Source organism: Acidovorax sp. BL-A-41-H1 (assembly GCF_051942715.1).
On record NZ_JBPVJQ010000003.1, the window covers coordinates 1,703,445 to 1,728,689 of the forward strand.

Sequence of the window (25,245 nt, forward strand, 5' to 3'; positions counted from 1 at the left end):
ATGGCGGCGCCTGTGACAACGACGGCAACCCGGATGTCCACAGTCAGGCCAGCGTGTCGATGCGGCATCAAGGCCTTGCCCGGGGCCTGACGGGTGTCCAGGGTCGCGCCCGCTGTCGTCGTCCGGCTACGCGCTGCACCCGCCCATGAAAAAGCCCCTGCCGGGCACTGCTGCCGCGCTGCAGGGGCCTGGGGCCAGCGCCTGGCTGGCCGGGGGATCAGGCCAGTTCGGCGATCAGTTCGATTTCCACACACGCACCCATGGGAATCTGCGCCACGCCGAAGGCGCTGCGTGCGTGCACGCCCTTTTCACCGAAGACCTGGCCCAGCAGTTCGCTGGCGCCATTGGTCACCAGGTGCTGCTCTGTGAAGTCGCCGGTGGAGTTCACCAGGCTCATCACCTTGACGATGCGCTGCACCTTGTTCAGGTCGCCACCGCAGGCCGCCTGCAGCGTGCCCATCAGGTCGATAGCCACAGCGCGCGCAGCGACCTTGCCTTCTTCGGTGCTGATGTCGCGGCCAAACTGCGCTGCCCAGGGCTTGCCGTCCTTGCGGGCGATGTGACCGGAGAGGAACACCAGCTTGCCGGTCTGCACGTAGGGCACGTAGGCCGCTGCGGGCACGGAGACGGGGGGCAGGGTGATGCCGAGTTCATTCAGCTTGTCGTAAACGCTCATGATTTTCCTTGGAGGGTGCGGGGTAGATGTGGGCCCGTCCGGGGCGTTGCCACGGTTGGGCAGCGCTCTGAGGGGCAACGCTCGCGAGTGTTACACAGCAGCCTTCGGGCCGGGCATCCCGGCGCTGCAGGTCGGCGCATTAGCATCAGCCCATGTCTCCCATAAGTGCGCCTAATGAGCTGACCACCCTCGCATCTGTGGGCGGTAGCGGGGCCACGGCGGCCACAGGGCAAGACGCCGGCGATGCACCGGAAAACGCAGCCTGGCCGATCTGGCCTGTGTCGGCCTGGCTGGCGGGCCTGGTGGTGGGAGCCGGGCTCCAATTGCAGCAGCCTATGCTCTGGCGGGAATCTGCGTATGGGGCGCTGGTGGCCGCCGGTGCCGCAGGGGCACTGGCGTGCCGTGCGGCGGCGCGCACCCGGGGCGCACCGCGATGGCGCTACGCGGTACACGGCCTGGCTGCGCTCGCAGGCCTGGTCCTGATGTTCGCCGTGTGCGGCCTGCGCGCGCACAGCATCCTGGCCGACCGGCTGGACCCCGCGCTGGAGGGGCGCGACATCCGTATTTCGGCCGTGGTGGCTGCCATGCCGCAGGTCAGCGAGGCGGGCACGCGGCTGCGGCTGCGGGTGGGTGCGGCGCAGCTGGACGGAGTGCCCGTGCGCCTGCCACCCCTGATCGATGTGGCCTGGTATGCCGGGGTGTGGCGCGAAGCCGCTGGCGAGGTTGCGCTGCAGCGGCAGCCCCAGCCGCTGCGAGCCGGAGAGCGCTGGGAGATGACAGTGCGCCTGAAGGCGCCGCACGGCCTGCGCAACCCGCACGGCTTTGACTTTGAGCTGTGGGCCTGGGAGCAGGGCGTACAGGCCACCGGCTATGTGCGGGCCGGTGCCAGGGATGCAGCGCCGGTGCGCCTGGCCGCCACCTGGCAGCATCCGGTCGAGCAGGCGCGGCAGTCGGTACGTGACGCCATCGTGGAGCGCCTGGTACATGCGGGCGATACCGATGACACCGCCCGTGCCCGCATCGCCGGCGTGGTGGCCGCCCTGGTCACGGGAGACCAGCGCGCCATCGACCGGGCGGACTGGGATGTGTTCCGTGCCACCGGCGTGGCCCACCTCATGAGCATTTCAGGCCTGCACATCACGCTGTTTGCCTGGCTGGCGGCGCTGTGCGTGGGCGCTTTGTGGCGTCGGTCCACGCGGCTGTGTCTGGCGGTGCCTGCGCCCGCGGCCGCACTGGTGGCCGGGGTGGCGCTGGCGGCGGCGTATGCCGTCTTCAGCGGCTGGGGCGTGCCGGCCCAGCGCACGGTGATCATGCTGGCCACCATCGCACTGCTGTCGCTCAGCGGGCGCCGCTGGCCGTGGCCGCAAGTATGGCTGCTGGCCTGCGCTGCGGTGGTGGTGGCCGACCCGTGGGCGCTGGCCCAGGCGGGGTTCTGGCTGAGCTTTGTGGCGGTGGGGATCCTGTTTGCTACGGGTTCGATAGCAACAGGGGCAATAAATACAAGCGCCTTGCGGCATTTTCATGCGCTTTTGCGCGAACAGTGGGTGGTGACGCTGGCCCTCACGCCCCTCACGCTGCTGCTGTTCGGACAGGTGTCTGTGGTGGGCTTTGCTGCCAATCTGGTGGCCATACCGTGGGTGACGCTGGTGGTCACACCGCTGGCGCTGGGCGGCGTGGTCTGGGCTCCGCTGTGGAGCCTGGCGGCGCTGAGCCTGCAGCCGCTGGCCGCGCTGCTGCAATGGCTGGCGCAGTGGCCCTGGGCGGTGGTCTTTGTGCCTGCGGCGCCCTGGTGGGCCGGCGTGGCGGCGGTGGCGGCGGGGGTGATTCTGGCGATGCGCCTGCCGTGGCAACTGCGGCTGCTGGCACTGCCGCTGCTGATGCCGGTGATCGGCTGGCAGCCGGCACGCCCGGCCCCCGGGCAGTTCGAACTGCTGGCGGCCGACATTGGCCAGGGCAATGCGGTGCTGGTGCGCACGGCCAAGCACACCCTGCTGTACGACGCCGGGCCCCGCTTCAGCCGTGAAAGCGATGCCGGCCACCGGGTGGTGGTGCCCCTGCTGCGTGCCCTGGGCGAAAAGGTGGATGTGCTCATGCTCAGCCACCGGGATGCCGACCATACCGGCGGCGCGGCGGCCGTATTGGCGCAGCAGCCGCTGGCCCGGGTCACCGGTTCGATCGAGGCAGACAACGCCCTGCAGTCGCTGCGCCCGGTGGCACCCTGCCTGGCAGGCCAGCGCTGGCACTGGGACGGCGTGGAGTTTGAGGTACTGCACCCGCGCGAGGGCGATGCAGCGCTGGCTGGCAAGCCCAATGCGCTGAGCTGCGTGCTGCGCATTGCGGCCGACGGCGGGCGCGGCAGCACCGCTCTGCTGGTGGGCGACATCGAGGCGCCGCAAGAGGCCGCACTGCTGGCCCGAAACGCGCCGCGGCTGCGCGCCGACTGGCTGCTCGTGCCGCACCACGGCAGCAAGACATCGTCGTCCGCAGGCTTTCTGGATACCGTGCAACCACGCACCGCATTGGTGCAAGCTGGCTACCGCAACCGCTTCGGCCATCCCGCGCCCGAGGTTGCAGCACGCTATCGCGAGCGGGGCATTGCGCTGGTCGAGTCGCCGGTGTGCGGCGCCGCCACCTGGCGATCTGCCGAGCCGGCTTTGCAGGCCTGCGAGCGTGATCGCGCGCGCCGCTACTGGCACCATCAGGCAGGTCCCTGAGCGGGGCAAAGCCGAAACGTTGCCGGATGGGCAGCCAGCGAGGCCACGCTGCATTGATGCTTGCAGCGCTGCAGGATTTGCCGCGCCCCGGCACACCTTGGCGCCAGGGGCCGCTGCGTGCGCAGCCGGCGCGTGGACCTGTAGGAATTGCGTCAGACGCCCGCTGGTTGCGCGGCCGCAGGCGCACAACTTGCTATCCTGTAACCAGGAGGCCGTTGATGCAAAAATTCGATGAGATGTACGCCATGCTGCCCTTTGATGGCAGCGATGTGCGGGAACACTACAAGCGCTACGCCCAGTGGCTCGCCCAGCAGCCCGCCGATGTGATGCAGGCCCGAAGGGCCGAGGCGGAGATGATCTTCCGACGCGTGGGCATCACCTTTGCCGTGTACGGCGCCAAGGACGAGGGAGGGGCTGGCAACGAGCGGCTGATCCCGTTTGACCTGATCCCCCGTATCATCCCGGCCCACGAGTGGACAAGCATGCAGGCCGGCCTGGTCCAGCGGGTCACGGCGCTCAACCGCTTCATCCACGACGTGTACCACGGGCAGGACATCATTCGCGCCGGCATCGTGCCTGCCGATCTCATCCTGCACAACGCACAGTTCCGCCCCGAGATGGCCGGTGTCAACGTGCCCAAGAACATCTACGCGCACATCGCCGGCATCGACATCGTGCGCGCCCCCAACGCCCAGGGCGAGGGTGAGTACTACGTGCTGGAGGACAACCTGCGCGTGCCCAGCGGGGTGAGCTACATGCTGGAAAACCGCAAGATGATGATGCGGCTGTTTCCCGAGCTTTTCAGCCTGCACAAGGTGGCGCCCGTGGCCCACTACCCCGACATGCTGCTCGATACCCTGCGCGCCAGCGCACCACCCACCGCAGATGAACCCACGGTGGTGGTCCTCACTCCGGGCATGCACAACAGCGCCTACTTCGAGCATGCCTTCCTGGCGCAGCAGATGGGCGTGGAGCTGGTCGAGGGCCAGGATCTCGTGGTCAAGGACAAGTTCGTCTACATGCGCACCACGCGCGGCCTGCAGCGTGTGGACGTGATCTACCGCCGCGTGGACGACGACTACCTGGACCCGCAGGCTTTCCGCCGCAACTCCACGCTGGGCTGTTACGGCCTGATGGAGGCCTACCGCGCCGGCAACGTGGGCATCTGCAACGCAGTGGGCACCGGCGTGGCCGACGACAAGTCGGTGTACCCCTACGTGCCCGAGATGATCCGCTTCTACCTGGGCCAGGAGCCCATCCTGAAGAACGTGCCCACCTGGATGTGCCGCAAGCAGGACGACCTGCAGTATGTGCTGGCCAACCTCAAGGACCTGGTTGTCAAGGAAGTGCACGGTGCAGGCGGCTACGGCATGCTGATCGGCCCCGCGGCCACGCACGCCGAGATCGAGGACTTCCGCCGCGCGCTGCTGGACAACCCCGCGGGCTACATCGCGCAGCCCACGCTCAGCCTGTCGAGCTGCCCCACGTATGTCGAGAGCGGCATCGCCCCGCGCCACATCGACCTGCGCCCCTTTGTGCTGAGCGGCCGCGAAGTGCAGATGGTGGCCGGCGGCCTCACGCGCGTGGCGCTGCAGGAGGGCTCGCTGGTGGTCAATTCATCGCAAGGGGGCGGTACCAAGGACACCTGGGTGCTGGGCGAGTGCAACGCAGCAGACGCAGTCGCAGACCCAAAGCCAGTCGATGGGCGGTATGACACAAACACAGGGGGGATATTGAGATGCTGAGCCGCACTGCCAACCATCTTTTCTGGATGTCCCGATACACCGAACGGGCAGAAACCGCCTCCGCAGGCGGAGATTCGCCACAACACAGCCAGCGTGCGCAGCACGCGCGGGGTTCTCTGCCCTGTTCGATCAAGGAGGCCGCATGCTGAGCCGTACTGCCGACCACCTGTTCTGGATGTCTCGCTACACAGAACGGGCAGAGAACACCGCCCGGATGCTCAACGTGAGCTACGAGACATCGCTGCTGCCCCAGTCTGCCGACGTCGCGCAAAAGGGCTGGGAAGGCCTGCTGTCCATCAGCGAGCTCATCCCGGCCTACACCGCGCGCCATGGCGAGGTCACGCCTAAAAACGTGCTGGAGTTCATGGTGCGCGACGGGAACAACCCGTCGTCGATCCTGTCATGCCTGCGCGCCGCCCGCGAAAACGCCCGTGCCGTGCGCGGTGCACTCACGACCGAGCTGTGGGAAACCCAGAACCAGACCTGGCTGGAACTGCATCGCCAGCTCGAAGCCGGTGCCTTCGAGCGCGACCCGGGGCAGTTCTTTGAATGGGTGAAGTACCGCTCGCACCTCTCGCGCGGCGTGGTGCTGGGCACCATGCTGCAAGACGAGGCTTTTCACTTTCTGCGCATGGGCACGTTCCTGGAGCGGGCCGACAACACCGCGCGCCTGCTGGACGTGAAGTTCCACGCGGTCAAGAACGACTTTTTCGGCCGCGCCAGCGAGCGCAACCAGGAAAACGACTTCTATCACTGGAGCGCCATTTTGCGCAGCGTGTCGGCCTTCGAGATCTACCGCAAGGTCTACCGCGACGTGATCACCCCCGGCCGCGTGGCCGAGCTGCTGATCCTGCGGCGCGACATGCCGCGCTCACTGCATGCCTGTCTGCTGGAGGTGGTGGAGAACCTGGCCGTGGTCGCCAACGACCAGTCCAAAGAGACGCAGCGCCGCGCAGGCCGCCTGCTGGCCGACCTGCAATACGGTCGCATCGACGAGATCCTGGCCACCGGGCTGCATGCCTTCCTCACGCAGTTCCTGGATCGGGTGAACGACCTGGGTGGCGGCATCAGTCGCGACTTTCTGGTCGCTTCGGGCGACTGATTGCCCAGACCGCGCGGACCGCGGTTTGCACACGGCGGGGGCCTCAGCCCCCCGCGTTGCGGCGCTGGTCGCGCAGCATGAAAAGGTACAGGCTCTCGACCTTCTCGCGCGCCCATGGGGTCTTGCGCAGGAACTTCAGGCTGGAGCCCACGCTGGGGTCGATCTGGAAACAGCGCACCGGAATCTGGCGGCCCAGCTCTTCCCAGCCGAAGTAGGCGTGCAGCGCCTCCACCATGGCTTGCAGTGTCACGCCGTGCAGGGGGTTGTGGGGCTGGCTGCGGCGGGACGGGGCGCTGGTCACGCCGGTGGCAGCAGGCGTTGCCGTGGCCGCGGGCGCTGCATTGGCAGACGCGTCGGCCTGCGGCGGCGCATCGGGCAGTGGGGCCGCTGGGGCCGGGGGCTCGGTCGATGGGTTCATGGCTGCAAGCATATCGCTGCCACGCGTTGTGCTGCGGGTCAGCGCATGCCCTGGCGCCTGGCCTCGCGCTCGAACAGCTCGGCAGCCCAGTCCACAAACGCCCGTACCTTGGCGCTCAGGTGGCGGTTGGGCGGGTACACCACGTACACGGGCAGCAGCGGTTGCGTCCACTGCGGCAGCAGTTGCACCAGCGTGCCAGCCTCGAAATGGCGCACCGCCTGGAATGTGGTGATCTGGCCAATGCCCAGGCCCGCCACCAGCGACGTGAGGTAGGCGTTGCTCTCGTTCACGCTCAGCCGGTAGGGCCCGGTGATCTCGATGGATTCATCGCCCTTGTGGAACTCCAGCGGGTAGTGGCGGCCGGTCTGGGGCGACGAGTAGATCACGCTCATGTGCTTTTGCTCGATCTCCAGCGGATGGGCGGGCGTGCCATGGCGCGCCAGGTAGTCGGGCGATGCCACGGTAATGAACTCCAGGCTGCCAATGCGCCGCGCCACCAGCGACTGGTCGGTCAGCTCGCCGCCGCGGATCACGCAGTCCACGTTGTCGCCGATCAGGTCGACCATGCGGTCGCTTACGCCCAGGTCCACCTGGATGTCGGGGTAGCGCGCATGGAAGTCCGCCAGGTGTGGAAGGATGAGCAGCTGTGCCACGGCTGTGCCCACATCCACCCGTAAGCGGCCGCGCGGGTTGGCGCGCGCGTTGGTCATGCTCGCCTCGATGTCGTCCAGATCGGTCAGCAGGCGTACCGTGCGGTCGTAGTAGGCAGCGCCATCGGGCGTCACCGTCACGCGGCGCGTGGTGCGGTTCAGGAGCTTCACGCGCAGGCGCGCCTCCAGGGCCTGCACATGCTTGGTGACGGTGGCCTTGGGCAATGACAGCGAATCTGCCGCGCGGGTGAACGTGCCGGCCTCCACCACCCGCACGAATATGCGCATGGCCTGTATCTGGTCCATGGCTTCTCCTTGAATCTCGGCACCCACCAGTGGGTGCCGAAGAATTCTCACACGCAAGGGCATCGCCATTGTTGGCGTTTTGGAAACACTGCAGGGCCCGGGCAAGGCTTTATTCCGTAGCCGGCAGGTACTACAGTCTCTCCATCGTCCACCCACCTGGGTATTGCCATGGCCTTGCCGCCCGATTCCCTGTCTCTGTCTCCTGACTCCCTGCCGCAGGCCGCGCCTGGCGCGGCAGCCGCACAGCCCTGTGATTCCACCATTGAGGTGGCGCCGGGCCAGGATGTGGCCGTGCGCCTGTATGGCCGCAAGAAGCCGGGGCAGCGCCTGCCGCTGGTCGTGCATTTCCATGGCGGCGCCTTCACCTCGGGCGGGCTAGACAACGGGTGCACCGTGGCTGCGCTGCTGGAGGGCGCGGGTGCGCTGGTGGTGTCGGTGGCATACCCGCTCACCCCGTTTCCGCAGCCGGTGGACACCGGCTACGGCGTGCTCAAGTGGGCGTACCGCAACCGAGCCCGGCTGGCCGGGCAGGGCGCGCTGCTATACCTGGCGGGGGAAGAAGCGGGCGGCAACCTGGCCGCCGCAGTGTCGCTGATGGCACGCGACCAGTTGCACCCGCCGCTGGCCGGGCAGATTTTGCTGTCCCCCATGCTGGACCCCTGCGCCGGCACCGCATCGCTGCGCGAGGCCACGGGTGACGCCACGGGATGCAAGTGGGCCGAGGGCTGGCGCAAGTTCTTGCGCAGCCCGCGCGATGCCGAGCACCCCTATGCCGTGCCCGCGGCCGCGCAGCGCCTTGCCGGCCTTCCGCCCACCCTGATCCTGGTCGGCGACACCGACCCGATGCACGACGAGGCGCTGGCCTATGCGGCCCGGCTGCGCGCAGCGGGCCTGCCGGTCACGCAGCACGTCTTCAGCAAAAACGCCACCTGGCCCGACGCGCTGCTGCAGCAGCAGCCCGCACCGGCTGGGTGCCCGTGCGCAGGCGCAGCCCAGGCGCAGTTCGAGCTGTTTTTTGAAGCGACCCGCACGGCCGAACCGGTCTGAGGAGAGGCGCGGGCGGTGGGCACGGCGGGCCACCGGCAGTTGTTATGCATCAAGGCCCCAGCCCAGCCCACCGCGCACCCGCGTGTACCCTCAAACGCAGGCCTTTGGCGGTCGCGCTCTGCCTGAAAGCGGCTGTACACCGCTTACCCAGTAGAATCGATGTTTGCTATATAAATAATAGCTAATCAGGCAAATAAAACGGGGGCTACAGGCTGAAAACGCTTGAAAACGCTTGAAAACGCGCCAAATGCCCCTCACGGCGACCCGGCTCACTGCTGCGCAGCCAGCCAGCCGTGCAACCGATCCACCCCCGCCTTCAGCCGCCCCAGATCCTGGCTGGCAAAGCACCACCGCAGCCAGCCCGCCGCCTCGCCCCCAAAGGCGCTGCCGGGCGCCACGCCCAGCCCCGCCTCGCGCACCAGGCGCTTGGCTAGCGTCAGGCAGTCGTCGTGGCCGTCGATGTGAAAGAAGGCGTACATGCCGCCCCGGGGCAGGGCCACCGACACACCGGGCACGGCAGCCAGCAAGGGCACCAGCGTGTCGCGGCAGGTCTTCAGGTGGGCCACCAGCGCAGGCGTTAGCTCATCGGTGCGCTGCAGCGCCACCGTGGCGCCGCGCTGCACAAATACTGGCGCGCACGAGGTGTTGAACTCGATCAGCTTGCCCACCGCGTGCGTGAGCGAGGGCGGCAGCACCAGCCAGCCCAGACGCCAGCCCGTCATGAGGAAGCTCTTGGAAAAGCTGTGTGTGACGACCAGCCGGTCTTCGGGCTCGGCCACGTCCAGAAAGCTGGGCGCAGCACCATTGGCCGTGTCGCGCGCGTAGTACAGCCGCTCGTAGACCTCGTCTGCCAGCACCCAGGTGCCGGTGGAGCGGCAGTGCGCCAGGATGGTGGCCTGCTCCTCGCGCGTCAGCGTCCAGCCGGTGGGGTTGTTGGGGGCGTTGACGATCAGCAGGCGCGTGCCGGGCGTGATGGCACCCAGCAGCGCATCCATGTCCAGCCGCCACGCGCCGCTCGCATCGGCCACCAGCGGCACGGTGCGTACCCGCGCGCCCAGGATGCGCGGCTGTGCCACCAGGTTGGGCCACACGGGCGTCACCAGCACCACCTCGTCGCCCGCATCCACCAGCGCCTGCACGGCCACCATCAGGCCATTGACGCCGCCGGAGGTGACCGCGATGCGGTCAAACCATGCATCGGTGTGCTGCTGCGGGTGCAGGCCGTGCATGTAGCCGGCAATGGCATGGCGCAGCTCGGGCAGGCCCAGGTTGTGCGCGTAGAACGTCTCGCCTTTTTGCAGCGATGCAATGGCGGCCTCGCGGATGAAATCGGGCGTGACCTCGTCGCTCTCGCCAAACCAGAACTTCAGCACATCGCTGCGCCCCAGGCCCTCATTGGCCACCTCGCGGATGCGGGACTCTTCCAGGCTTTCGACCACGGCTCTCATGCAATCTCCTTGGGATCAATGGTGCACATCATCCTATGAACCGCGGCGGGGTGTCGCCGGTTGGCAGCACAAAAAATCGTGCGGGCGTATAGTCAAAAGCATCTTTGTCCACCCGCTCAGCTACCCATCCATGACGTACCCCAACACCCAGCTTTTCATCGCAGGCCAATGGCAGGACGCCGCAGACGGCAAGACCATTGCCGTGCACAACCCCGCCACCGGCAAGGAAATTGGCCGCGTGGCCCATGCCAGCAAGGCCGACCTGGACCGTGCCCTGGACGCCGCGCAAAAGGGCTTTGAAGCCTGGCGCGACATGCCCGCCGCCGAGCGCGCCAAGACCATGCGCCGCGCCGCTGCGCTGATGCGCGAACGGGCCGAGTCGATTGCCGCCATCATGGTGCAGGAGCAGGGCAAGCCGCTGGCCGAGGCCAAGGTGGAAACCATGGCGTCGGCCGACATCATTGAATGGTTTGCCGACGAGTCGATGCGCGTGTATGGCCGCATCGTGCCGTCGCGCAACCTCAAGGCCACGCAGATGGTGCTCAAGGACCCGGTGGGCCCCGTGGCGGCCTTCACGCCGTGGAACTTCCCCATCAACCAGGTGGTGCGCAAGCTGGGCGCCGCGCTGGGCGCAGGCTGCTCCATCCTCGTCAAGGCGCCTGAGGAAACGCCCGCCAGCCCGGCCGAGCTGATCCGCGCGTTTGCCGACGCGGGCGTGCCCGCAGGCACCGTGGGCCTGGTGTATGGCGACCCGGCCGAAATCTCGAGCTACCTCATCCCGCACCCCGTCATCCGCAAGGTCACCTTCACCGGCTCCACGCCCGTGGGCAAGCAGCTGGCGGCGCTGGCGGGCAAGCACATGAAGCGCGTGACGATGGAGCTGGGCGGCCATGCCCCGGTCATCATTGCCGAAGACGCCGACCTGGAGCTGGCCATCAAGATCGGCAGCGGCGCCAAGTTCCGTAACGCCGGGCAGGTGTGCATCTCGCCCACGCGCTACCTGGTGCACGAAAGCATTCGCGCCGAGTTCGTGGCCGCGTTCGGCAAATACGCCCAGGGCCTCAAGGTGGGCGACGGCCTGACCGCCGGCACGCAGATGGGCCCGCTGGCCAACCCGCGCCGCATCACCGCCATGGCCGACCTGATGGCCGATGCCGTGCAACAGGGCGCCACGCTGGTCACCGGCGGCGAACGCATCGGCAGCGAAGGCAATTTTTTCCAGCCCACGGTGCTCGACAACGTGCCGCTGTCGGCTCGCATCGTCAATGAAGAGCCCTTTGGCCCCGTGGCCGCCGTGCGCGGGTTCGAGAAGATCGAAGACGCCATCGCCGAAGCCAACCGCCTGCCGTTCGGCCTGGCGGGCTATGCCTTTACGCGGTCGTTGAAAAACGCGCACCTGCTGGCCCAGCGGCTGGAAGTGGGCATGCTCTGGATCAACCAGGCTGCCGCACCTGCGGCCGAGCTGCCGTTCGGCGGGCTCAAGGATTCGGGCTATGGGTCGGAAGGTGGGCCCGAGGCCATCGAGGCGCACCTGAACACGCGCCTCGTGTCCATCATGAACGTGTAGCCAGGGCTGCTGCCGTGCGGCTCGCTGCAACGCGCACGCGGCGCCTGCCTGCAAGGGCGCGAGGGCTGTGCGCTTGACCATGCGCCATGTGGCCCTGGTGCTTTTGGTGCCGCTGCTGGCGGGGGCGGCTGCACTGGCGTTCTGGGGGCCGGTGCGGGGCTACGACGTGCGCTGCGCGAAAGAGGCCCGCATCACCTGCACCCTGGGGCGCGATACATCATCGGGGGTTACGTCGCATTCGTTTGCACTGGCTTCGCCTGCGAGAGCCGATGTGCGCGTGCAGCCCGTGCGCCGCGGACCAGACCGTATCCTGCTCTACCTGGTTTCGCCGCCTCACGAGGTGTTTGCCGCCGAGTTTGAAGGCACCGATGCCTACACGCAGGCCCAGGCGGCGGCGGAGCAGCTCAACACGCTGTTTGCAGCAGGGCAGCCTGGTGCTGTGCACATCGAGGTGGAACCGCCTGCGTATCTGCTGTGGATGCTGTGGGGCGGTGTGCTGTTTCTGGGCCTGCTGGTGGCGGCCGCTGCGGGTGCTGTGCCGCGCAGCAGCGGGCCACCGCAGCCCTGAAGGCATCCGAAAAAAAGGCCCGCCCACCGCGGTGCGCAGTGGGCGGGCCTTCGTCAATGCCGGGGCCGAGGGCGCCGGTCAGCCTTTGGTGCTGGACGGTGCGGGTGGCGGCAGGCTTGCCGGTGCGTCGCCCGCCTGGCCCCGTGTCTTCCACAGCGAGACGGCAACCCCCCCAGCAATCAGGCCGAAGGTCACGCTCAGCGAGATCACCGGCGGGATCTTGCCGATGATGCCCACCAGAAAGATCTTGCTGCCGATGAACACCAGCACCAGGGCCAGCGCGTACTTGAGGTACTTGAAGCGGTGGATCATGGCTGCCAGCGCAAAGTACAGCGCCCGCAAGCCCAGGATGGCAAATATGTTGCTGGTGTAGACGATGAACGGGTCGTCCGTGATCGCGAAGATCGCGGGCACCGAGTCCACGGCAAACACGAGGTCGACAGCCTCCACCAGCACCAGTGCCAGGAACAGCGGGGTGGCAAAGCGTTCGACCTTGCCGGTGGCCGGGTCGGGCTCACGCACCCAGAAGGCATTGCCCCGCAGCCCTTCGGTCACCCGCATGCGCCGCTTGAGGAACTTGAGCAGCGGGTTGCTGGCAATGTCGGGCACATGGTCGGCAATGATCCACATCTTGATGCCGGTGAACACCAGGAAGATGCCAAACAGGTACAGCACCCAGCTGAACTCGCTGACCAGCGCAGCACCCAGCCCAATCATGATGGCGCGCAGCACGATCACTCCCAGGATGCCCCAGAACAGCACCCGGTGCTGGTACTGCCGCGGAATGGCGAAATAGGTGAAGATCAGCGCGATGACGAACACGTTGTCCATTGACAGCGACTTCTCGATCATGAAGCCGGTGTAGTAGTCCATGCCGCTCTGGGCACCCAGGTACCACCAGACCCACGCCCCGAACAGCAGTGCGACGCTGATGTAGCCGGACGACAGCAGCAGGCTCTCGCGGACGCCGATCTCGTGGTCGTCCTTGTGGAGCACGCCCAGGTCAAAAGCCAGCAGGGCGACGACGATGGTGATGAACACCAGCCATATCCAGGCCGGGTGCCCCATGAAATCGGCAAGCAGAAAGGGAGTGAATGTGTCCATGGTTTTGCGGTGTCTCTATGCACGAGAGGTCGCAGGGCGGCGGTGTCGTCGCAGCGCCTGCGGCGGATCGGTGGCCGGGGCCGGGCCCGCACCGGCCCCTCTGTCGGTCTGCATTCGGCGGCAGGCCTTCGTCGGGGTGGGTGGCTGGCGTCTCAATGCGGTGGCATGGTGCTCCTTGTGGTGATGAGCCCCAAATGTGAAACCAGCGCTCCCACCGGCAAAGCACTGTTTTTGTGAACCACACATCGGCCCGGCCGAACCTGGGTGCTGCTGTCCCCGCCTGGCCAAAAAAAAGGGCTGCCGAAGCAGCCCGTCCAAACCGTCACCCGGCCCTTCAGCTGGCGTCACCCATCTGCGACTGCAGGTAGTTCTGCAGGCCCACCTTGCCGATGAGATCGATCTGGGTTTCCAGAAAGTCGATGTGCTCTTCGGTATCGTCCAGGATTTTTTGCAGCAGGTCGCGCGAGACGTAGTCACGCACCGTTTCACAGTGGGCAATGCCCTCCTTGATGGTGGCCTGGGCGCCCAGCTCGGAGCGCAGGTCGCATGCCAGCACTTCGGGCACGTCCTCGCCGACCTGCAGTTTGGCCAGGTCCTGCAGGTTGGGCAGGCCGTCGAGCATGAAAATGCGGTCCATCAGCCAGTCGGCGTGCTTCATCTCGCCGATGGATTCCTCGTACTCCTTCTTGGCCAGCTTGTCGAAGCCCCAGTGCTTGAGCATGCGGTAGTGCAGGAAGTACTGGTTGATTGCGGTGAGCTCGTTCTTGAGCTGGGCCTGAAGATGGCCGATGACCTGTGCGTCGCCTTTCATGGGGGACTCCTTGTTCGTTGCGTTGATTCGAGCCCGATTGTGAGTGACGCGGGTCCGCGAAGGCAACACAAAGCCATGCAGGCGCGGACGGGCTGCGTGTGATGCTGATTGCGGTTCGCATCCGCGTCGCGCGCAGCGGCGGCCGCGGCGTCGTCTGTCAGCGGGCAGTGCTGGCTGCGCCGGTGGCCCCGGGTGCGGCTTGCGCGCCGCTCCGGTCGCGCCAGTGGGCTACGCCGAGCCACAGTGTGGGCACCAGCACCAGCGCCAGCGATAGGGCCTGCGCCACCGCGCCCTCGGCCAGGTCTTCGGTGGCGGCGTGCCACCAGGCGTTGTCCACGCCGGGTACCAGACCGCCTTCGGTGAATTCATGGAAGGCGTACACCACCAGCTGCACGGCAAACACGGCCATGAACCACGATGTCACGCGGAAAAACCGCCCCAGGTTCACGGCGCGGCCGTAGCGCGTCCAGGCCCAGGCAATGGCGCTGGCGACGACCAGCCCGGCCAGGCCGCCCCAGGCCATGTACGCCAGCTCGGCGCTGCTTGCCAGTGCCGCCAGCATGGTGGCCGTCTCCACGCCCTCACGCCCCACCATGAACAGGGCAAACAGAAACACGGTGGCAGCAGCGCGTGGCCCCTGCAGCAGGCTGGCGCGGTCCATGCGCTGGGCGATCTCGCTGCCCATGCCCTTGCCCGCGCTTTGCATGTGGACCACGCACCAGGCCACCGCCACTGCCGCCACGAGCGCCATGGTGCCCTCGGCCGCCGGGGACAGGGCCCCCACGCGCGAGAGCACCCAGCCCAGCACGACCGACATCAGCACCGCCAGGGCGACGCCGGCGCGCAGCGGCAGCAGCAACTGCAGGCGGCCGGTCTTGCGCAAGTACAGGGTGGCAATGGCCACCACCAGAAGGGCTTCAAGCCCCTCGCGGAAACAGATGAGGAAGGTCTGGAACATGGAAGTTGGCCGGGACAGGCGTGAGGGTAGAGGTGGTGGGTGCTACTTAATGAATAGCTATCAGTGCAATCAAAACAAGCGCTACAGCCGGTTTTGGCCAATAACTGGCCCGCTTGGCGCACCCCGTGGCCGGACGGTGGCGCAGCCGAGCGCCGCCTAGGGGCGCGCCGCGACGGAACGGACCGTTGCGCCGCAAGCGCCGCGGGCCGGGCGGGGGCAGCGAGGTTTGCATTGGGCGATCATAGGCACAAATGCGAATCAATATCATTGATGTTATTGATCCTTCGCAAATCTACTGTGTGCAGATCGGGTGCAAATGGCTGGGTTAGCGTGTGCCGAACCTGCGCCCGAAGCGGGACCGCTGCCGGTGCGGCCGTTCTCTCGTCTTGTGCCCGCGACGATCGACCCCATCTAAGAACAGTGCGTGCAGCTGCGGGTTCGCCCGGTACCTTTGGCTTGCTATAGCCTGAATCAATTGGTTGTATCAAATCAATTAATTGGATTGATGGCCCTGCCCGACCTAAACTTCGCTTCGTTCTGTTCACAAACCACCAAGAGGAAACAACCATGTCCCTGATCAACACGCAAGTCCAGCCCTTCAAGACCACCGCTTTCGTCAACCGCAGCGGCAAGGGTGAGTTCATCGACCTGACCGAAGCCGACCTGAAGGGCAAGTGGTCCGTGCTGATCTTCATGCCAGCCGCGTTCACCTTCAACTGCCCCACCGAAATCGAAGACGCTGCCGACAACTACGCAGCCTTCCAGGCTGCTGGTGCCGAGGTCTACATCGTGACCACCGACACGCACTTCTCGCACAAGGTATGGCACGAAACGTCCGACGCCGTGGGCAAGGCCAAATTCCCCCTGGTTGGCGACCCAACGCACCAGCTGACCAACGCTTTCGGCGTGCACATCGCTGAAGAAGGTCTGGCACTGCGCGGCACGTTCGTCATCAACCCCGATGGCGTGATCAAGACCATGGAAGTGCATTCCAACGAAATCGCCCGTGACGTGTCGGAAACCCTGCGCAAGCTCAAGGCTGCTCAGTTCACCGCCGCCAACCCTGGCCAGGTCTGCCCCGCCAAATGGAAGGAAGGCGCCAAGACCCTGACGCCTTCGCTGGACCTGGTCGGCAAGATCTAAGCAGTACGCTGCTTCGGCTGAGCGCACGCACGCGGTGCGGCGCTCCCCGGCCGGACAGGGCCATGGCGCGTGCGCGCCATGCCGTCCGGCTTTTTTTCGCCCGCAATCCGGGCCACTGATTCAGCCGGGGTTGACCTGCAGCACAACTGCCCACCGCCCTGATGCATCAACATTCGAATATCACCAAAGGAAGCCACCATGCTCGACGACCAACTCAAATCGCAACTCTCTGCCTACCTCGAACGCGTGCAGCAGCCATTTGAACTGGTGGCTTCCCTGGACGACAGCGAGACGGCGCGCGACATGCGCGAGCTGCTGGAAACCATCCAGTCGCTGCGTGCCGACAAGATCACGCTGCGCACCGATGGCTACGATGCGCGCAAGCCATCGTTCAGCCTGCAGCGCGTGGGCGCCACCAACAGCCTGCGCTTTGCGGGCCTGCCGCTGGGCCACGAGTTCACCTCGCTGGTGCTGGCCCTGCTGTGGACGGGCGGCCACCCGCCCAAGGTCGAGCAGGACGTGATCGACTCCATCAAGGTCCTCGATGGTGACTTCAATTTCGAGGTCTACATGAGCCTGACCTGCCACAACTGCCCGGACGTGGTCCAGGCGCTGTCGCTCATGGCCATCGTCAACCCCAAGGTCAAGACGACCGTGATCGAAGGCGGCGCGTTCCAGCAGGAGGTGACCGACCGCGAGATCATGGCCGTGCCCATGGTGTTCCTCAACGGCCAGGTATTCGGCTCGGGCCGCATGACCATCGAGGAGATCGTGGCCAAGCTGGACACCGGCTCTGCCGCCCGTGAAGCCGCCAAGCTGTCGGCCAAGGACCCGTACGACGTGCTCATCGTGGGCGGTGGCCCCGCAGGCGCTGCAGCGGCCGTGTACGCCGCCCGCAAAGGCATCCGCGTGGGCGTGGCAGCCGAGCGCTTTGGCGGGCAGACCAACGACACGCTGGCCATCGAGAACTACATCTCGGTGCAGGAAACCGACGGCCCCAAGTTCGCTGCTGCACTGGAGGCGCAGACCCGCTCCTACGGCGTGGACATCATGAACCTGCAGCGCGCCGACAAGATCATCCCCCCGGCCCAGCCCGGCGGGCTGACCGAGGTGGTGCTGGCCAACGGCGGTTCGCTCAAGGCCAAGACGGTGATCCTGTCGACCGGCGCGCGCTGGCGCAATGTGAACGTGCCCGGCGAAGCCGAGTACAAGAACAAGGGCGTGGCCTACTGCCCGCACTGCGACGGCCCGCTGTTCAAGGGCAAGCGCACGGCCGTGATCGGCGGCGGCAACTCGGGTGTCGAGGCGGCCATTGACCTGGCCGGCGTGGTGGCCCACGTCACGCTGATTGAATTTGCCGACCAGCTCAAGGCCGACGCCGTGTTGGTCAACAAGCTCAAGAGCCTGTCCAACGTGACCATCCACACTAATGCGCAGACCACCGAGATCACCGGCGCCGACGGCAAGGTCAACGGCCTCAAGTACAGGGACCGCGCGACCAACGTGGAACACCTGGTGCCCCTGGAAGGCGTTTTCGTGCAGATCGGCCTGGTGCCCAATACCGAGTGGCTCAAGGGCACGGTCGAGCTGAGCAAGTTCGGCGAGATCGTGGTGGACGCCAAGGGCCACACCAACGTGCCGGGCGTGTTTGCGGCGGGCGACTGCACCACGGTGCCGTACAAGCAGATCGTGATCGCGGCGGGCGATGGGTCGAAGGCGGCGCTGAGCGCGTTCGACCACCTCATCCGACAGCCCGCGGTGCCCGCGGCTTCGGCAGCGGCGCCCGCAGCGGAGCGGGTGGCAGTGCCGGCCTGATCAGAGATCAAAACGGGGTGTAGCGCTTGTATAAAAAGCGCTAGCAGCTATCAATTCAAGAGCGCGCAGCGACTTCGGTGGCTGCGCGCTTTTTGTTTTGGACTTGTCGGGCGCTGGTGCCGGGGGGCAGAAAACCCGTGCCTGACCTGCGTCAAATAATTTTCGTATTGAGAATTATTCGCATACAATAATTCTCGTCAGCCAGCCACACCGGCGCCTTCTGCCCGCAGGAGCGATGTCCGTGATCACCGAGCCAGCTCACGTGCTTTTCGGTTTTTCACCGTCGTTTCAAAAGAAGGACAGCTGCTGTGGCGCAGGTTTTTGCATTTCCCCCTTTGTTGGTTTCGGCCTCTGCGCGCTTTGCACTGCGGCCGCTGGCATGGCTTGCCGCCTGTGCCTGCGGCCACGCGGCCATGGCCGCCCAGCCCGGTGCCGATGCGCCCGTGGTGATCGCTGCCGGCCCCGCGCTCAAGGAAGTCGTCATCAGCGGTTCGCGCAGCGAGCAGCACGCCGAGGACCTGCCGATGAGCATCGACGTCATCAACACCCAGGCGCTGGAAGAGGGCCAGGTGCGCGACATCCGCGATGCCGCGCGCGAGCTGCCCAATGTGTCGGTCACGCGCTCGCCGGCGCGCTTCTCGCTGGCCAGTGGCTCCACGGGGCGCGACCAGAACGCGGGGTTCAACATCCGCGGGCTGGAGGGCAACCGCGTGCTGATGCTGGTCGATGGCATCCGCCTGCCACGCAGCTACGCCTTCAGCGCCAATGCGTTCGGGCGCGACTACCTCGACATCGGCCTGCTGCAGCGCATCGAGGTGGTGCGCGGTGCCACGTCGGCGCTGTACGGCTCGGACGGCATGGCCGGGCTGGTCAACTTCATCACAGCCGATCCATCGTCGTTTCTGGCAGACGGAAAAACCTTCGGGGGCCGCGCCAGCGTCGGCTACGACGGCGATGACCAGGGCGCGCGGCTGGGCGCCACGCTGGCGGGCCGCACTAGCGACACGGTGCAGTGGCTGCTGGGCGCCAGCGCCTCGCGCTCCAGCGAGCTGGACAACATGGGCACCAACGGTGCGGCCAATGTCGACCGCACCCGCCCCAATCCGCAAAAGGACCGCAGCGGTGCGGTGCTGGGCAAGGTGGTGCTCACGCCCGGCGGCGGCCAACGCCATGTGTTCACGCTGGAGCATGTCGACAAGACCGCCGACTACGACCTGCTGTCGGCCCGCGCCAAGCCGCCGCTGGCCGCCACCTCCACGCTGGCGTCCACATCCTTTACCGACATGCAGCGCACCCGCGGCACCTGGGAAGGCAGCTGGCGCGTGAATACCGCCTGGGCCGACGACGTGAAGGCCGTGCTCAGCTACCAGGACGCCCACTCGCGCGAGTACATCACCGAAGACCGCAATACCGCCGCCGACCGTGTGCGTGACGTGACCTACGACGAGCGCACCTGGCAGGCCAACCTGCAGGGCAGCAAGCTGCTGCGCATGGGGCAAGGCGATGGCGCCTGGGCGCACAAGCTCACCTACGGGCTCGACCACACCTCCGCCGAGGTGAAGAACCTGCAGACGGGCGTGACGCCGCCGGTGGGCGAGACCTTTCCGTTGAAGCGCTTTCCCGACACCACCGAAACCAGCACCGCGCTGTACTTGCAGGACGAAGTCATGCACGGCTCGTGGAGCGTAACGCCCGGCCTGCGCTTCGACAGCTACCGCATCCGTGCCGACCAGGCGGGCTTTGGTGCCACAGCCGTGTCGCTGTCGGGCCATGCCACGTCGCCCAAGCTGGGCGTGCTGTACCGCGCCACCGATGCGTGGACCTTGTTCGGCAACTACGCCGCGGGTTTCCGTGCGCCGAATGCAGGGCAGGTCAACGCATTCTTTGAAAACCCGGTGGGCAACTACCGCACCATTCCCAATGCCAGCCTGCGCCCCGAAAAAAGCCAGAACCTGGAACTGGGCGTGCGCGGCCGCCTGCAGGCGCTGCAGATTGAGGCCGCAGTCTTCACCGGCCGCTACAAGGACTTCATCGAAGACCTGCAGCAGGTGGCGGGCACGGGCGCGCCGGGCAACCCGCTGGTGTTCCAGTCCGTCAACATCGGCCGCGTCACGCTCAGCGGGTTCGAGGTCAAGGGCCGCATGGACTGGGGCGACTGGGCTGGCGGGCGCATCAGCACGCCCTTTGCCTACGGGCAGACGCGCGGGCGTGACAGCGCCACGGGCCGCCCCGTCAACTCGGTGGACCCAGAGCGCCTGATGGCCGGGGTGCGCTATGAAACCGCGGGCTGGCATGTGCGGCTGGACGCCACGCACAGCGCGGCCAAGAAGGGGAGCGACGTGTACGTGGCCACGGGTGCATCGCAGTTCCTGGCGCCTTCGTACACGGTGCTCGATCTGGCGGGCCAGTGGCGCATCCGCAAGGACCTGCGCCTGAACGCGGGCATCTACAACCTCACCGACAAAAAGCACTGGCGCTGGGCCGATGTGCGCGGGCTGGCTGCGAACGCCAGCTTTACCGATGCGTACACGCAGCCCGGCCGCGCCGTGCGCGTGTCGCTGGTGGCTGACTTCTGAGCCCTGGCCGCCTTCAAACAAACACACCAGCCGTTCACGCTGAGCCTGCCCAAGCGCTGCGCAGGTCTGCGTGGGACTCAGTCCGAACGGCAACTGGCAGGCCTGACACCTGCATCTTTTTCACTCTGACCCCGGGAGACCACACCATGACCCACCCACTGCCGCCCACCGGCGCACCGGACGTGCACGACGCACTGCTCGACGAGGAATACAGCCTGCCCCGCGCCGAAGCGCTGCTGGCCGGCACGCTGGCCCTGATGACGGGCCACGCCCAGGCCTGCTGCGACACGCACCGCCAGGCCATGGGGCGCAAGATCGTGTCGAACCTGCAGGTGCTGGCCCACACGGGCATGTTCACGCCGCACTTTGGCACCATGCTGCGCAACCTGCAGGACCGCTGGAGTGCACTCGCGTGCAATGCGCGGCCCGACGCCGGGGCAGCGCATGATGCGCCCGCCCGCGCGCTGTCGGCGGCCGAGCAGCGCCGTGCGCTGTGGGTTCCCGCCCCGGAGGTGGTGCAATGACCGCCGCGCTGCTCACTCCAACCCCCGGCGCAGCCCTGCACGGCGCGCCCGGCATCCGCGCCCGGTTTGCCACAGCCCGCGCCAGCGGCCTGCGCGCGCGCGACGCGGCGCACAGCCTGGGCCTTTCTGAAGGCGCAGTGGTTGCCGCCCACGCAGGCGAGCATGCCGAGCCGCTGAAGGTCGTGCCGCTGCGCTGCGACTGGCTGGCGCTGCTGCAGGCATTGGAGTTCTGCGGCCCGCTGATGGCGCTGACCCGCAACAACGGCGTGGTGCACGAGAAGACGGGCGTGTATGCCAACGTGTCGGGCTCGGCCACCATGGGCATCGCCCTGGGGCACGACATCGACCTGCGCCTGTTCTTCAGCTACTGGCACGCAGGCTTTGCCGTGAGCGAGGCTGCAGCCAACGCAGGACAACCTCCGGCGCAAAGCCTGCAGTTCTTTGATGCGAGCGGCCTGGCGGTGCACAAGGTGTTTGTGCGAGAGGCCACCGACCGCGCGGCCTTCGATGCCGTGGTCGCGCAGTTTGCGCAGCCGGGTGCGGGCTATGTGTTCACGGCGCCCGCACCGCGCACTGCGCCTCAACCCGACGCCACCATCGATGCGCCCGGCCTGCGCGCCGCCTGGGCGGCCATGCAGGACACGCACGAATTCTTCGGCCTGCTGCGCAGGTTTGGTGCCGAGCGCCAGCAGAGCCTGCGCCTGGTCGAAGGCGAGTTTGCGCACCGCACCTCGCGCGATGCAGTCACGTTGCTGCTGGACGAGGCCGCGATGGAGGGCCTGCCCATCATGGTGTTTGTGGGCAGCGCAGGCTGCATCCAGATCCACACCGGGCCCGTACGCCACATCAAGCCCATGGACACGCCCGGCGCGCAGTGGATCAATGTGCTGGACGAGGGCTTCAACCTGCACCTGCGCAGCGACTTGGTGGCCCATGCCTGGGTGGTGCAAAAGCCCACGGCCGATGGCGTGGTGACCTCGGTGGAGGTGTTCGACACAGACGGCGAGCTGATGGCCATGTTCTTTGGCGCGCGCAAGCCCGGCCAGGCGGAACTGCAAGGCTGGCGCGACCTGGTGGCGCGGCTGCCCGGCGAGCGGGAGGTGGAACATGCGGCGTGATGCACCCGGCGCGCGCGGGATGGCGCCAGCGCACGCAAGGCAGCGGCGCGCAGTGTTGCGCGCGCTGGCGTCCTGGCCGCTGGGTACGGCGCTTGCAGCCCGCGCGGCAACGCCTTCGCCGGTGCCCGCCGCGCGCATCGTGGCGCTGGGCGGCGCGCTGACCGAGGTGGTCTACCTGCTGGGCGCAGAGGGCCAGCTGGTGGGCACCGACACCACCAGTCTGTTCCCCGATGCGGCGCAGCGCACGGCCAAGGTGGGCTACATGCGCCAGCTGTCGGCCGAGGGGCTGTTGTCGCTGCGGCCCGATGCCGTGATGGGCACGACCGAGGCCGGGCCCGCCGTGGTGCTCGACCAGGTGCGCAGCGCCGGCGTGCGGGTGGAGCTGGTCGCGGCCGACCATTCGTGGGACGAGGTGCGGCGCAAGGTGGCTCTGGTGGGCGGGGTCACGGGGCGGCAACGGCAGGCGCAGGCGCTGCAGGCGCGGCTGGATGCCGAGTGGGAGCGCGTGCAGCAGGCGGTGGCTGCCACGGGTCGCAGGCCGCGGGCGCTGTTCATCCTGTCGCACGGCGGCAGCCCGATGGTGGCGGGCACCGGCACCGCGGCCGACGCGCTGATCCGCTTTGCGGGTGGCGTGAACGCCATCACGCAGTTTGCAGGCTACCGGCCGCTGACCGCCGAAGCCATGGCGCAGGCGGCGCCGCAGGTGCTGGTGAACACCGCGCAAGGCATCGCAGCGCTGGGTGGCGAGCAGGCCTTCTGGCAGCGCCCTGAGCTCTCGCTGGCACCCGCCTTCCGGCGCAAGGCTCTGGTGTCGATGGAGGCCAGCCACCTGCTGGGCTTTGGCCCGCGCCTGCCCGGCGCAGTGGGCGAGCTCCACGCGCGCATGCAGGCACTGGTCGCATGAGCACGGCCGTGTTGGGCGAGCCACGTTCGCCAGCGCGGCGCCTGTCGCGGCTGGCGCCACGCACGGCGCTGCTGGCTGGCGTCGCTCTGGTGCTGCTGGCGCTGGGCTGGGCCAGCACGCGCGGCGCCTATGCCATCACGCTGCCCGAGCTGTGGCAGGTGGGCCTGCAGGCGGTGGGCGCCAGCGATGCGGCGGCAGAACCGCCGGCGCAATACCTGGTCTTCATGAACATCCGCCTGCCGCGGCTGCTGATGGGCGTGGCAGCCGGCGCGGGCCTGGGCCTGGCCGGTGCGCTGATGCAGGGGCTGTTTCGCAACCCGTTGGCAGACCCGGGGCTCATCGGCGTGAGCAGCGGCGCGGCGCTGGCGGCAGCCGTCACCATCGTGCTCGGGGCCCAGTGGTTCCCTGAGCTGCCACGCACGCTGGGCAGCTGGACGCTGGTGGCCATGGCTTTTGCCGGCGGTCTGGCCGTGACGGCGCTCATCCACGCGCTGGCCCAGGTGGGCGGCACCACCCGCATGGGGCTGATGCTGCTGGCCGGTGTGGCGGTGAATGCGCTGGCCATGTCGGGCCTGGGCTTTCTCAACTTCATTTCCACCGACGAACAGTTGCGCAACCTGCAGATGTGGCTGATGGGCAGCCTGGGCGGCGCGCGCTGGAGCGCGGTGGCACTGGTGAGCACCGTGGTGGCCGCGGCGGTGGCGGCGGGTATGGCGCTGGCGCGGCCGCTCAACGCCATCGCGCTGGGCGAGGCGCAGGCCGAGCTGATGGGCGTGCCGGTGGAGCTCACCAAGCGCCTGGCGGTGCTGGTGACGGCACTCGCCGTGGGTGCCGTGACGGCGGCCACCGGCATCATCGGCTTCATTGGCCTGGTGGCGCCACACTGGGTGCGCCTGGTGGCCGGGCCCGATCACCGGGTGGTGGTGCCGGGCTCGGCCCTGCTGGGCGCGGCGCTGGTGCTGGCGGCCGATGCAGTGGCGCGCACGGCGGTGCAGCCGGCCGAACTGCCCCTGGGTGTGCTCACCGCCTGCATTGGGGTGCCGCTGTTTCTGGCCATGTTGCGGCAGTTCAGGGGCAAGGTATGAAGCCGGTGCATTCAAACATGCTGGAGTGCGACCAGGTTGCCGTGGGCTTGCCGGGCCTGCCGCTGCTGGCCACCGTGCATGCCCAGCTGCAGGCCGGGCGCGTGACCGCCATCCTGGGCCCGAACGGGGCGGGCAAATCGACGCTGCTGTCGATGCTGTCGGGCCAGCGTACGCCGCGCGCCGGGCGGGTACTGATGGGCGGTCAGCCCGTGCACCGGCTACCCGTGCTGGAGCTGGCGCGCCAGCGGGCCGTGCTGGCGCAGGACACCGCGGTGGCGTTCGACTTCACGGTGCAGGAGGTGGTGGACATGGGCCGCTACCCGCACCGCCACGCACCCAGCCCGCACGAGGCGCGCATCGTGCGCGATGCCATGCAGGCCACCGGGGTGGTGCACCTGGCGGGGCAGAGCGTAAACACCCTGTCGGGGGGCGAGCGCGCCCGCACGCACCTGGCCCGCGCGCTGGCGCAGGTGTGGGAGCCGCGCCCGGATGGCACCGCCCGCTGGCTCCTGCTGGACGAGCCCACCGCCGCACTTGACCTGGCGCACCAGCACCATGCCATGCAGCTGGTGCGCCGCTGGGCACTGGAGCAGGGCGTGGGCGTGGTGGCCGTTCTGCACGACCTGAACCTGGCGCTGCGCTATGCCGACGATGTGCTGCTGCTCGCGGCCCAGGGTGGTGTGGCGGGGCCTGTGGATGACATCCTGACGCCGGACGCCGTGGCCCGCATCTGGCAAGTGCAGTGCACGCCGGTGCGGTCGGCCGATGGGGTGCGTCAGCTCCTCATGACGGCCTCAACCCTTGCCGCGGCAGCGTGATGCAGGAAGCCCGGGTGGGGCGTTGCGCAGGCCCGTGTCGATGCCAGTGGATGCCGGTGGGTGCAATTTGGGGTCATTTAGGCCTGAAGTCCAGGTTTTGATTGCCCCTGATGCTATATAAATAATAGCAATCCGATCGGCGGGCTCA

General features: G+C 67.5%; 23 protein-coding genes. 16 read left to right on the forward strand and 7 right to left on the reverse strand.

What is annotated here, in order from left to right; all coding sequences use genetic code 11:
- Window positions 1–217: 217 nt before the first annotated feature.
- Window positions 218–676 (reverse strand): RidA family protein, encoded by a 459-nt coding sequence (locus ACTPOI_RS08605; protein WP_440108170.1) that lies wholly within the window; start codon window positions 674–676, stop codon window positions 218–220.
- Between the two features lie 152 nt (window positions 677–828).
- Between ACTPOI_RS08605 and ACTPOI_RS08610 the strand changes: the two genes are divergently transcribed.
- From ACTPOI_RS08610 to ACTPOI_RS08625, 4 genes are all read left to right on the forward strand, one after another.
- Complete coding sequence (locus ACTPOI_RS08610) at window positions 829–3,390, forward strand: DNA internalization-related competence protein ComEC/Rec2 (protein ID WP_440108171.1); 2,562 nt, start codon at window positions 829–831, stop codon at window positions 3,388–3,390.
- A gap of 218 nt (window positions 3,391–3,608) precedes the next feature.
- On the forward strand, window positions 3,609–5,135 hold the full coding sequence (locus ACTPOI_RS08615; protein ID WP_440108172.1) for a circularly permuted type 2 ATP-grasp protein: 1,527 nt from the start codon (window positions 3,609–3,611) through the stop codon (window positions 5,133–5,135).
- The gene (locus ACTPOI_RS08620) at window positions 5,129–5,284 is read left to right on the forward strand and encodes an alpha-E domain-containing protein (protein ID WP_440108173.1); all 156 of its coding nucleotides are present in this window, start codon (window positions 5,129–5,131) and stop codon (window positions 5,282–5,284) included. Before ACTPOI_RS08615 ends, ACTPOI_RS08620 begins: the two co-directional genes overlap by 7 nt.
- Window positions 5,278–6,237 (forward strand): alpha-E domain-containing protein, encoded by a 960-nt coding sequence (locus ACTPOI_RS08625; RefSeq protein WP_291516938.1) that lies wholly within the window; start codon window positions 5,278–5,280, stop codon window positions 6,235–6,237. Before ACTPOI_RS08620 ends, ACTPOI_RS08625 begins: the two co-directional genes overlap by 7 nt.
- Window positions 6,238–6,280: 43 nt before the next feature.
- Here ACTPOI_RS08625 and ACTPOI_RS08630 read toward each other — a convergent pair whose 3' ends face one another.
- Both ACTPOI_RS08630 and ACTPOI_RS08635 read right to left on the reverse strand, forming a co-directional pair.
- Window positions 6,281–6,655: a VF530 family DNA-binding protein gene (locus ACTPOI_RS08630; RefSeq protein ID WP_440108174.1), complete on the reverse strand. Its 375-nt coding sequence runs from the start codon at window positions 6,653–6,655 to the stop codon at window positions 6,281–6,283.
- A gap of 38 nt (window positions 6,656–6,693) precedes the next feature.
- Entirely contained in the window at window positions 6,694–7,611 is a 918-nt protein-coding gene (locus tag ACTPOI_RS08635) for a LysR family transcriptional regulator (RefSeq protein ID WP_440108175.1), read from the reverse strand.
- A gap of 168 nt (window positions 7,612–7,779) precedes the next feature.
- Here ACTPOI_RS08635 and ACTPOI_RS08640 point away from each other — a divergent pair, with 168 nt between their 5' ends.
- Complete coding sequence (locus tag ACTPOI_RS08640; RefSeq protein WP_440108176.1) at window positions 7,780–8,658, forward strand: alpha/beta hydrolase fold domain-containing protein; 879 nt, start codon at window positions 7,780–7,782, stop codon at window positions 8,656–8,658.
- A 269-nt stretch (window positions 8,659–8,927) separates the two neighbouring features.
- Here ACTPOI_RS08640 and ACTPOI_RS08645 read toward each other — a convergent pair whose 3' ends face one another.
- Window positions 8,928–10,106 carry a pyridoxal phosphate-dependent aminotransferase gene (locus ACTPOI_RS08645; protein WP_440108177.1) on the reverse strand — a complete coding sequence of 393 codons (1,179 nt, stop codon included), beginning with the start codon at window positions 10,104–10,106 and terminating at the stop codon, window positions 8,928–8,930.
- Between the two features lie 130 nt (window positions 10,107–10,236).
- Here ACTPOI_RS08645 and ACTPOI_RS08650 point away from each other — a divergent pair, with 130 nt between their 5' ends.
- Entirely contained in the window at window positions 10,237–11,673 is a 1,437-nt protein-coding gene (locus ACTPOI_RS08650) for an NAD-dependent succinate-semialdehyde dehydrogenase (RefSeq protein WP_440108178.1), read from the forward strand.
- Window positions 11,674–11,746: 73 nt separating this feature from the next.
- The gene (locus ACTPOI_RS08655; protein WP_440108179.1) at window positions 11,747–12,241 is read left to right on the forward strand and encodes a hypothetical protein; all 495 of its coding nucleotides are present in this window, start codon (window positions 11,747–11,749) and stop codon (window positions 12,239–12,241) included.
- A gap of 78 nt (window positions 12,242–12,319) precedes the next feature.
- Here ACTPOI_RS08655 and ACTPOI_RS08660 read toward each other — a convergent pair whose 3' ends face one another.
- The 3 genes from ACTPOI_RS08660 to ACTPOI_RS08670 form a co-directional block, all read right to left on the reverse strand.
- Window positions 12,320–13,345 (reverse strand): TerC family protein, encoded by a 1,026-nt coding sequence (locus tag ACTPOI_RS08660; protein WP_440108180.1) that lies wholly within the window; start codon window positions 13,343–13,345, stop codon window positions 12,320–12,322.
- A gap of 334 nt (window positions 13,346–13,679) precedes the next feature.
- On the reverse strand, window positions 13,680–14,156 hold the full coding sequence (gene bfr, locus ACTPOI_RS08665; protein WP_440108181.1) for a bacterioferritin: 477 nt from the start codon (window positions 14,154–14,156) through the stop codon (window positions 13,680–13,682).
- A gap of 157 nt (window positions 14,157–14,313) precedes the next feature.
- Complete coding sequence (locus ACTPOI_RS08670; RefSeq protein WP_440108182.1) at window positions 14,314–15,114, reverse strand: FTR1 family iron permease; 801 nt, start codon at window positions 15,112–15,114, stop codon at window positions 14,314–14,316.
- Between the two features lie 567 nt (window positions 15,115–15,681).
- Here ACTPOI_RS08670 and ahpC point away from each other — a divergent pair.
- The 9 genes from ahpC (at window position 15,682) to ACTPOI_RS08715 (ending at window position 25,097) form a co-directional block, all read left to right on the forward strand.
- Window positions 15,682–16,257 (forward strand): alkyl hydroperoxide reductase subunit C, encoded by a 576-nt coding sequence (gene ahpC, locus ACTPOI_RS08675; RefSeq protein ID WP_440108183.1) that lies wholly within the window; start codon window positions 15,682–15,684, stop codon window positions 16,255–16,257.
- A gap of 198 nt (window positions 16,258–16,455) precedes the next feature.
- Window positions 16,456–18,072, forward strand: a complete 1,617-nt coding sequence (gene ahpF, locus ACTPOI_RS08680; RefSeq protein ID WP_440108184.1) for an alkyl hydroperoxide reductase subunit F — start codon at window positions 16,456–16,458, stop codon at window positions 18,070–18,072.
- A 6-nt stretch (window positions 18,073–18,078) separates the two neighbouring features.
- Window positions 18,079–18,231: a hypothetical protein gene (locus ACTPOI_RS08685; protein ID WP_440108296.1), complete on the forward strand. Its 153-nt coding sequence runs from the start codon at window positions 18,079–18,081 to the stop codon at window positions 18,229–18,231.
- A gap of 254 nt (window positions 18,232–18,485) precedes the next feature.
- The gene (locus ACTPOI_RS08690; RefSeq protein WP_440108185.1) at window positions 18,486–20,648 is read left to right on the forward strand and encodes a TonB-dependent hemoglobin/transferrin/lactoferrin family receptor; all 2,163 of its coding nucleotides are present in this window, start codon (window positions 18,486–18,488) and stop codon (window positions 20,646–20,648) included.
- A 146-nt stretch (window positions 20,649–20,794) separates the two neighbouring features.
- Complete coding sequence (locus tag ACTPOI_RS08695) at window positions 20,795–21,172, forward strand: hypothetical protein (protein WP_440108186.1); 378 nt, start codon at window positions 20,795–20,797, stop codon at window positions 21,170–21,172.
- Window positions 21,169–22,290, forward strand: a complete 1,122-nt coding sequence (locus ACTPOI_RS08700) for a hemin-degrading factor (protein WP_440108187.1) — start codon at window positions 21,169–21,171, stop codon at window positions 22,288–22,290. Before ACTPOI_RS08695 ends, ACTPOI_RS08700 begins: the two co-directional genes overlap by 4 nt.
- 19 nt (window positions 22,291–22,309) lie before the next feature.
- A complete protein-coding gene (locus ACTPOI_RS08705) occupies window positions 22,310–23,194 on the forward strand; it encodes a heme/hemin ABC transporter substrate-binding protein (RefSeq protein WP_440108188.1) in 885 nt (294 codons plus the stop codon).
- Entirely contained in the window at window positions 23,191–24,279 is a 1,089-nt protein-coding gene (locus tag ACTPOI_RS08710) for a FecCD family ABC transporter permease (protein ID WP_440108189.1), read from the forward strand. Before ACTPOI_RS08705 ends, ACTPOI_RS08710 begins: the two co-directional genes overlap by 4 nt.
- Window positions 24,276–25,097 carry a heme ABC transporter ATP-binding protein gene (locus tag ACTPOI_RS08715; protein ID WP_440108190.1) on the forward strand — a complete coding sequence of 274 codons (822 nt, stop codon included), beginning with the start codon at window positions 24,276–24,278 and terminating at the stop codon, window positions 25,095–25,097. Before ACTPOI_RS08710 ends, ACTPOI_RS08715 begins: the two co-directional genes overlap by 4 nt.
- The last annotated feature ends 148 nt before the right edge of the window (window positions 25,098–25,245 follow it).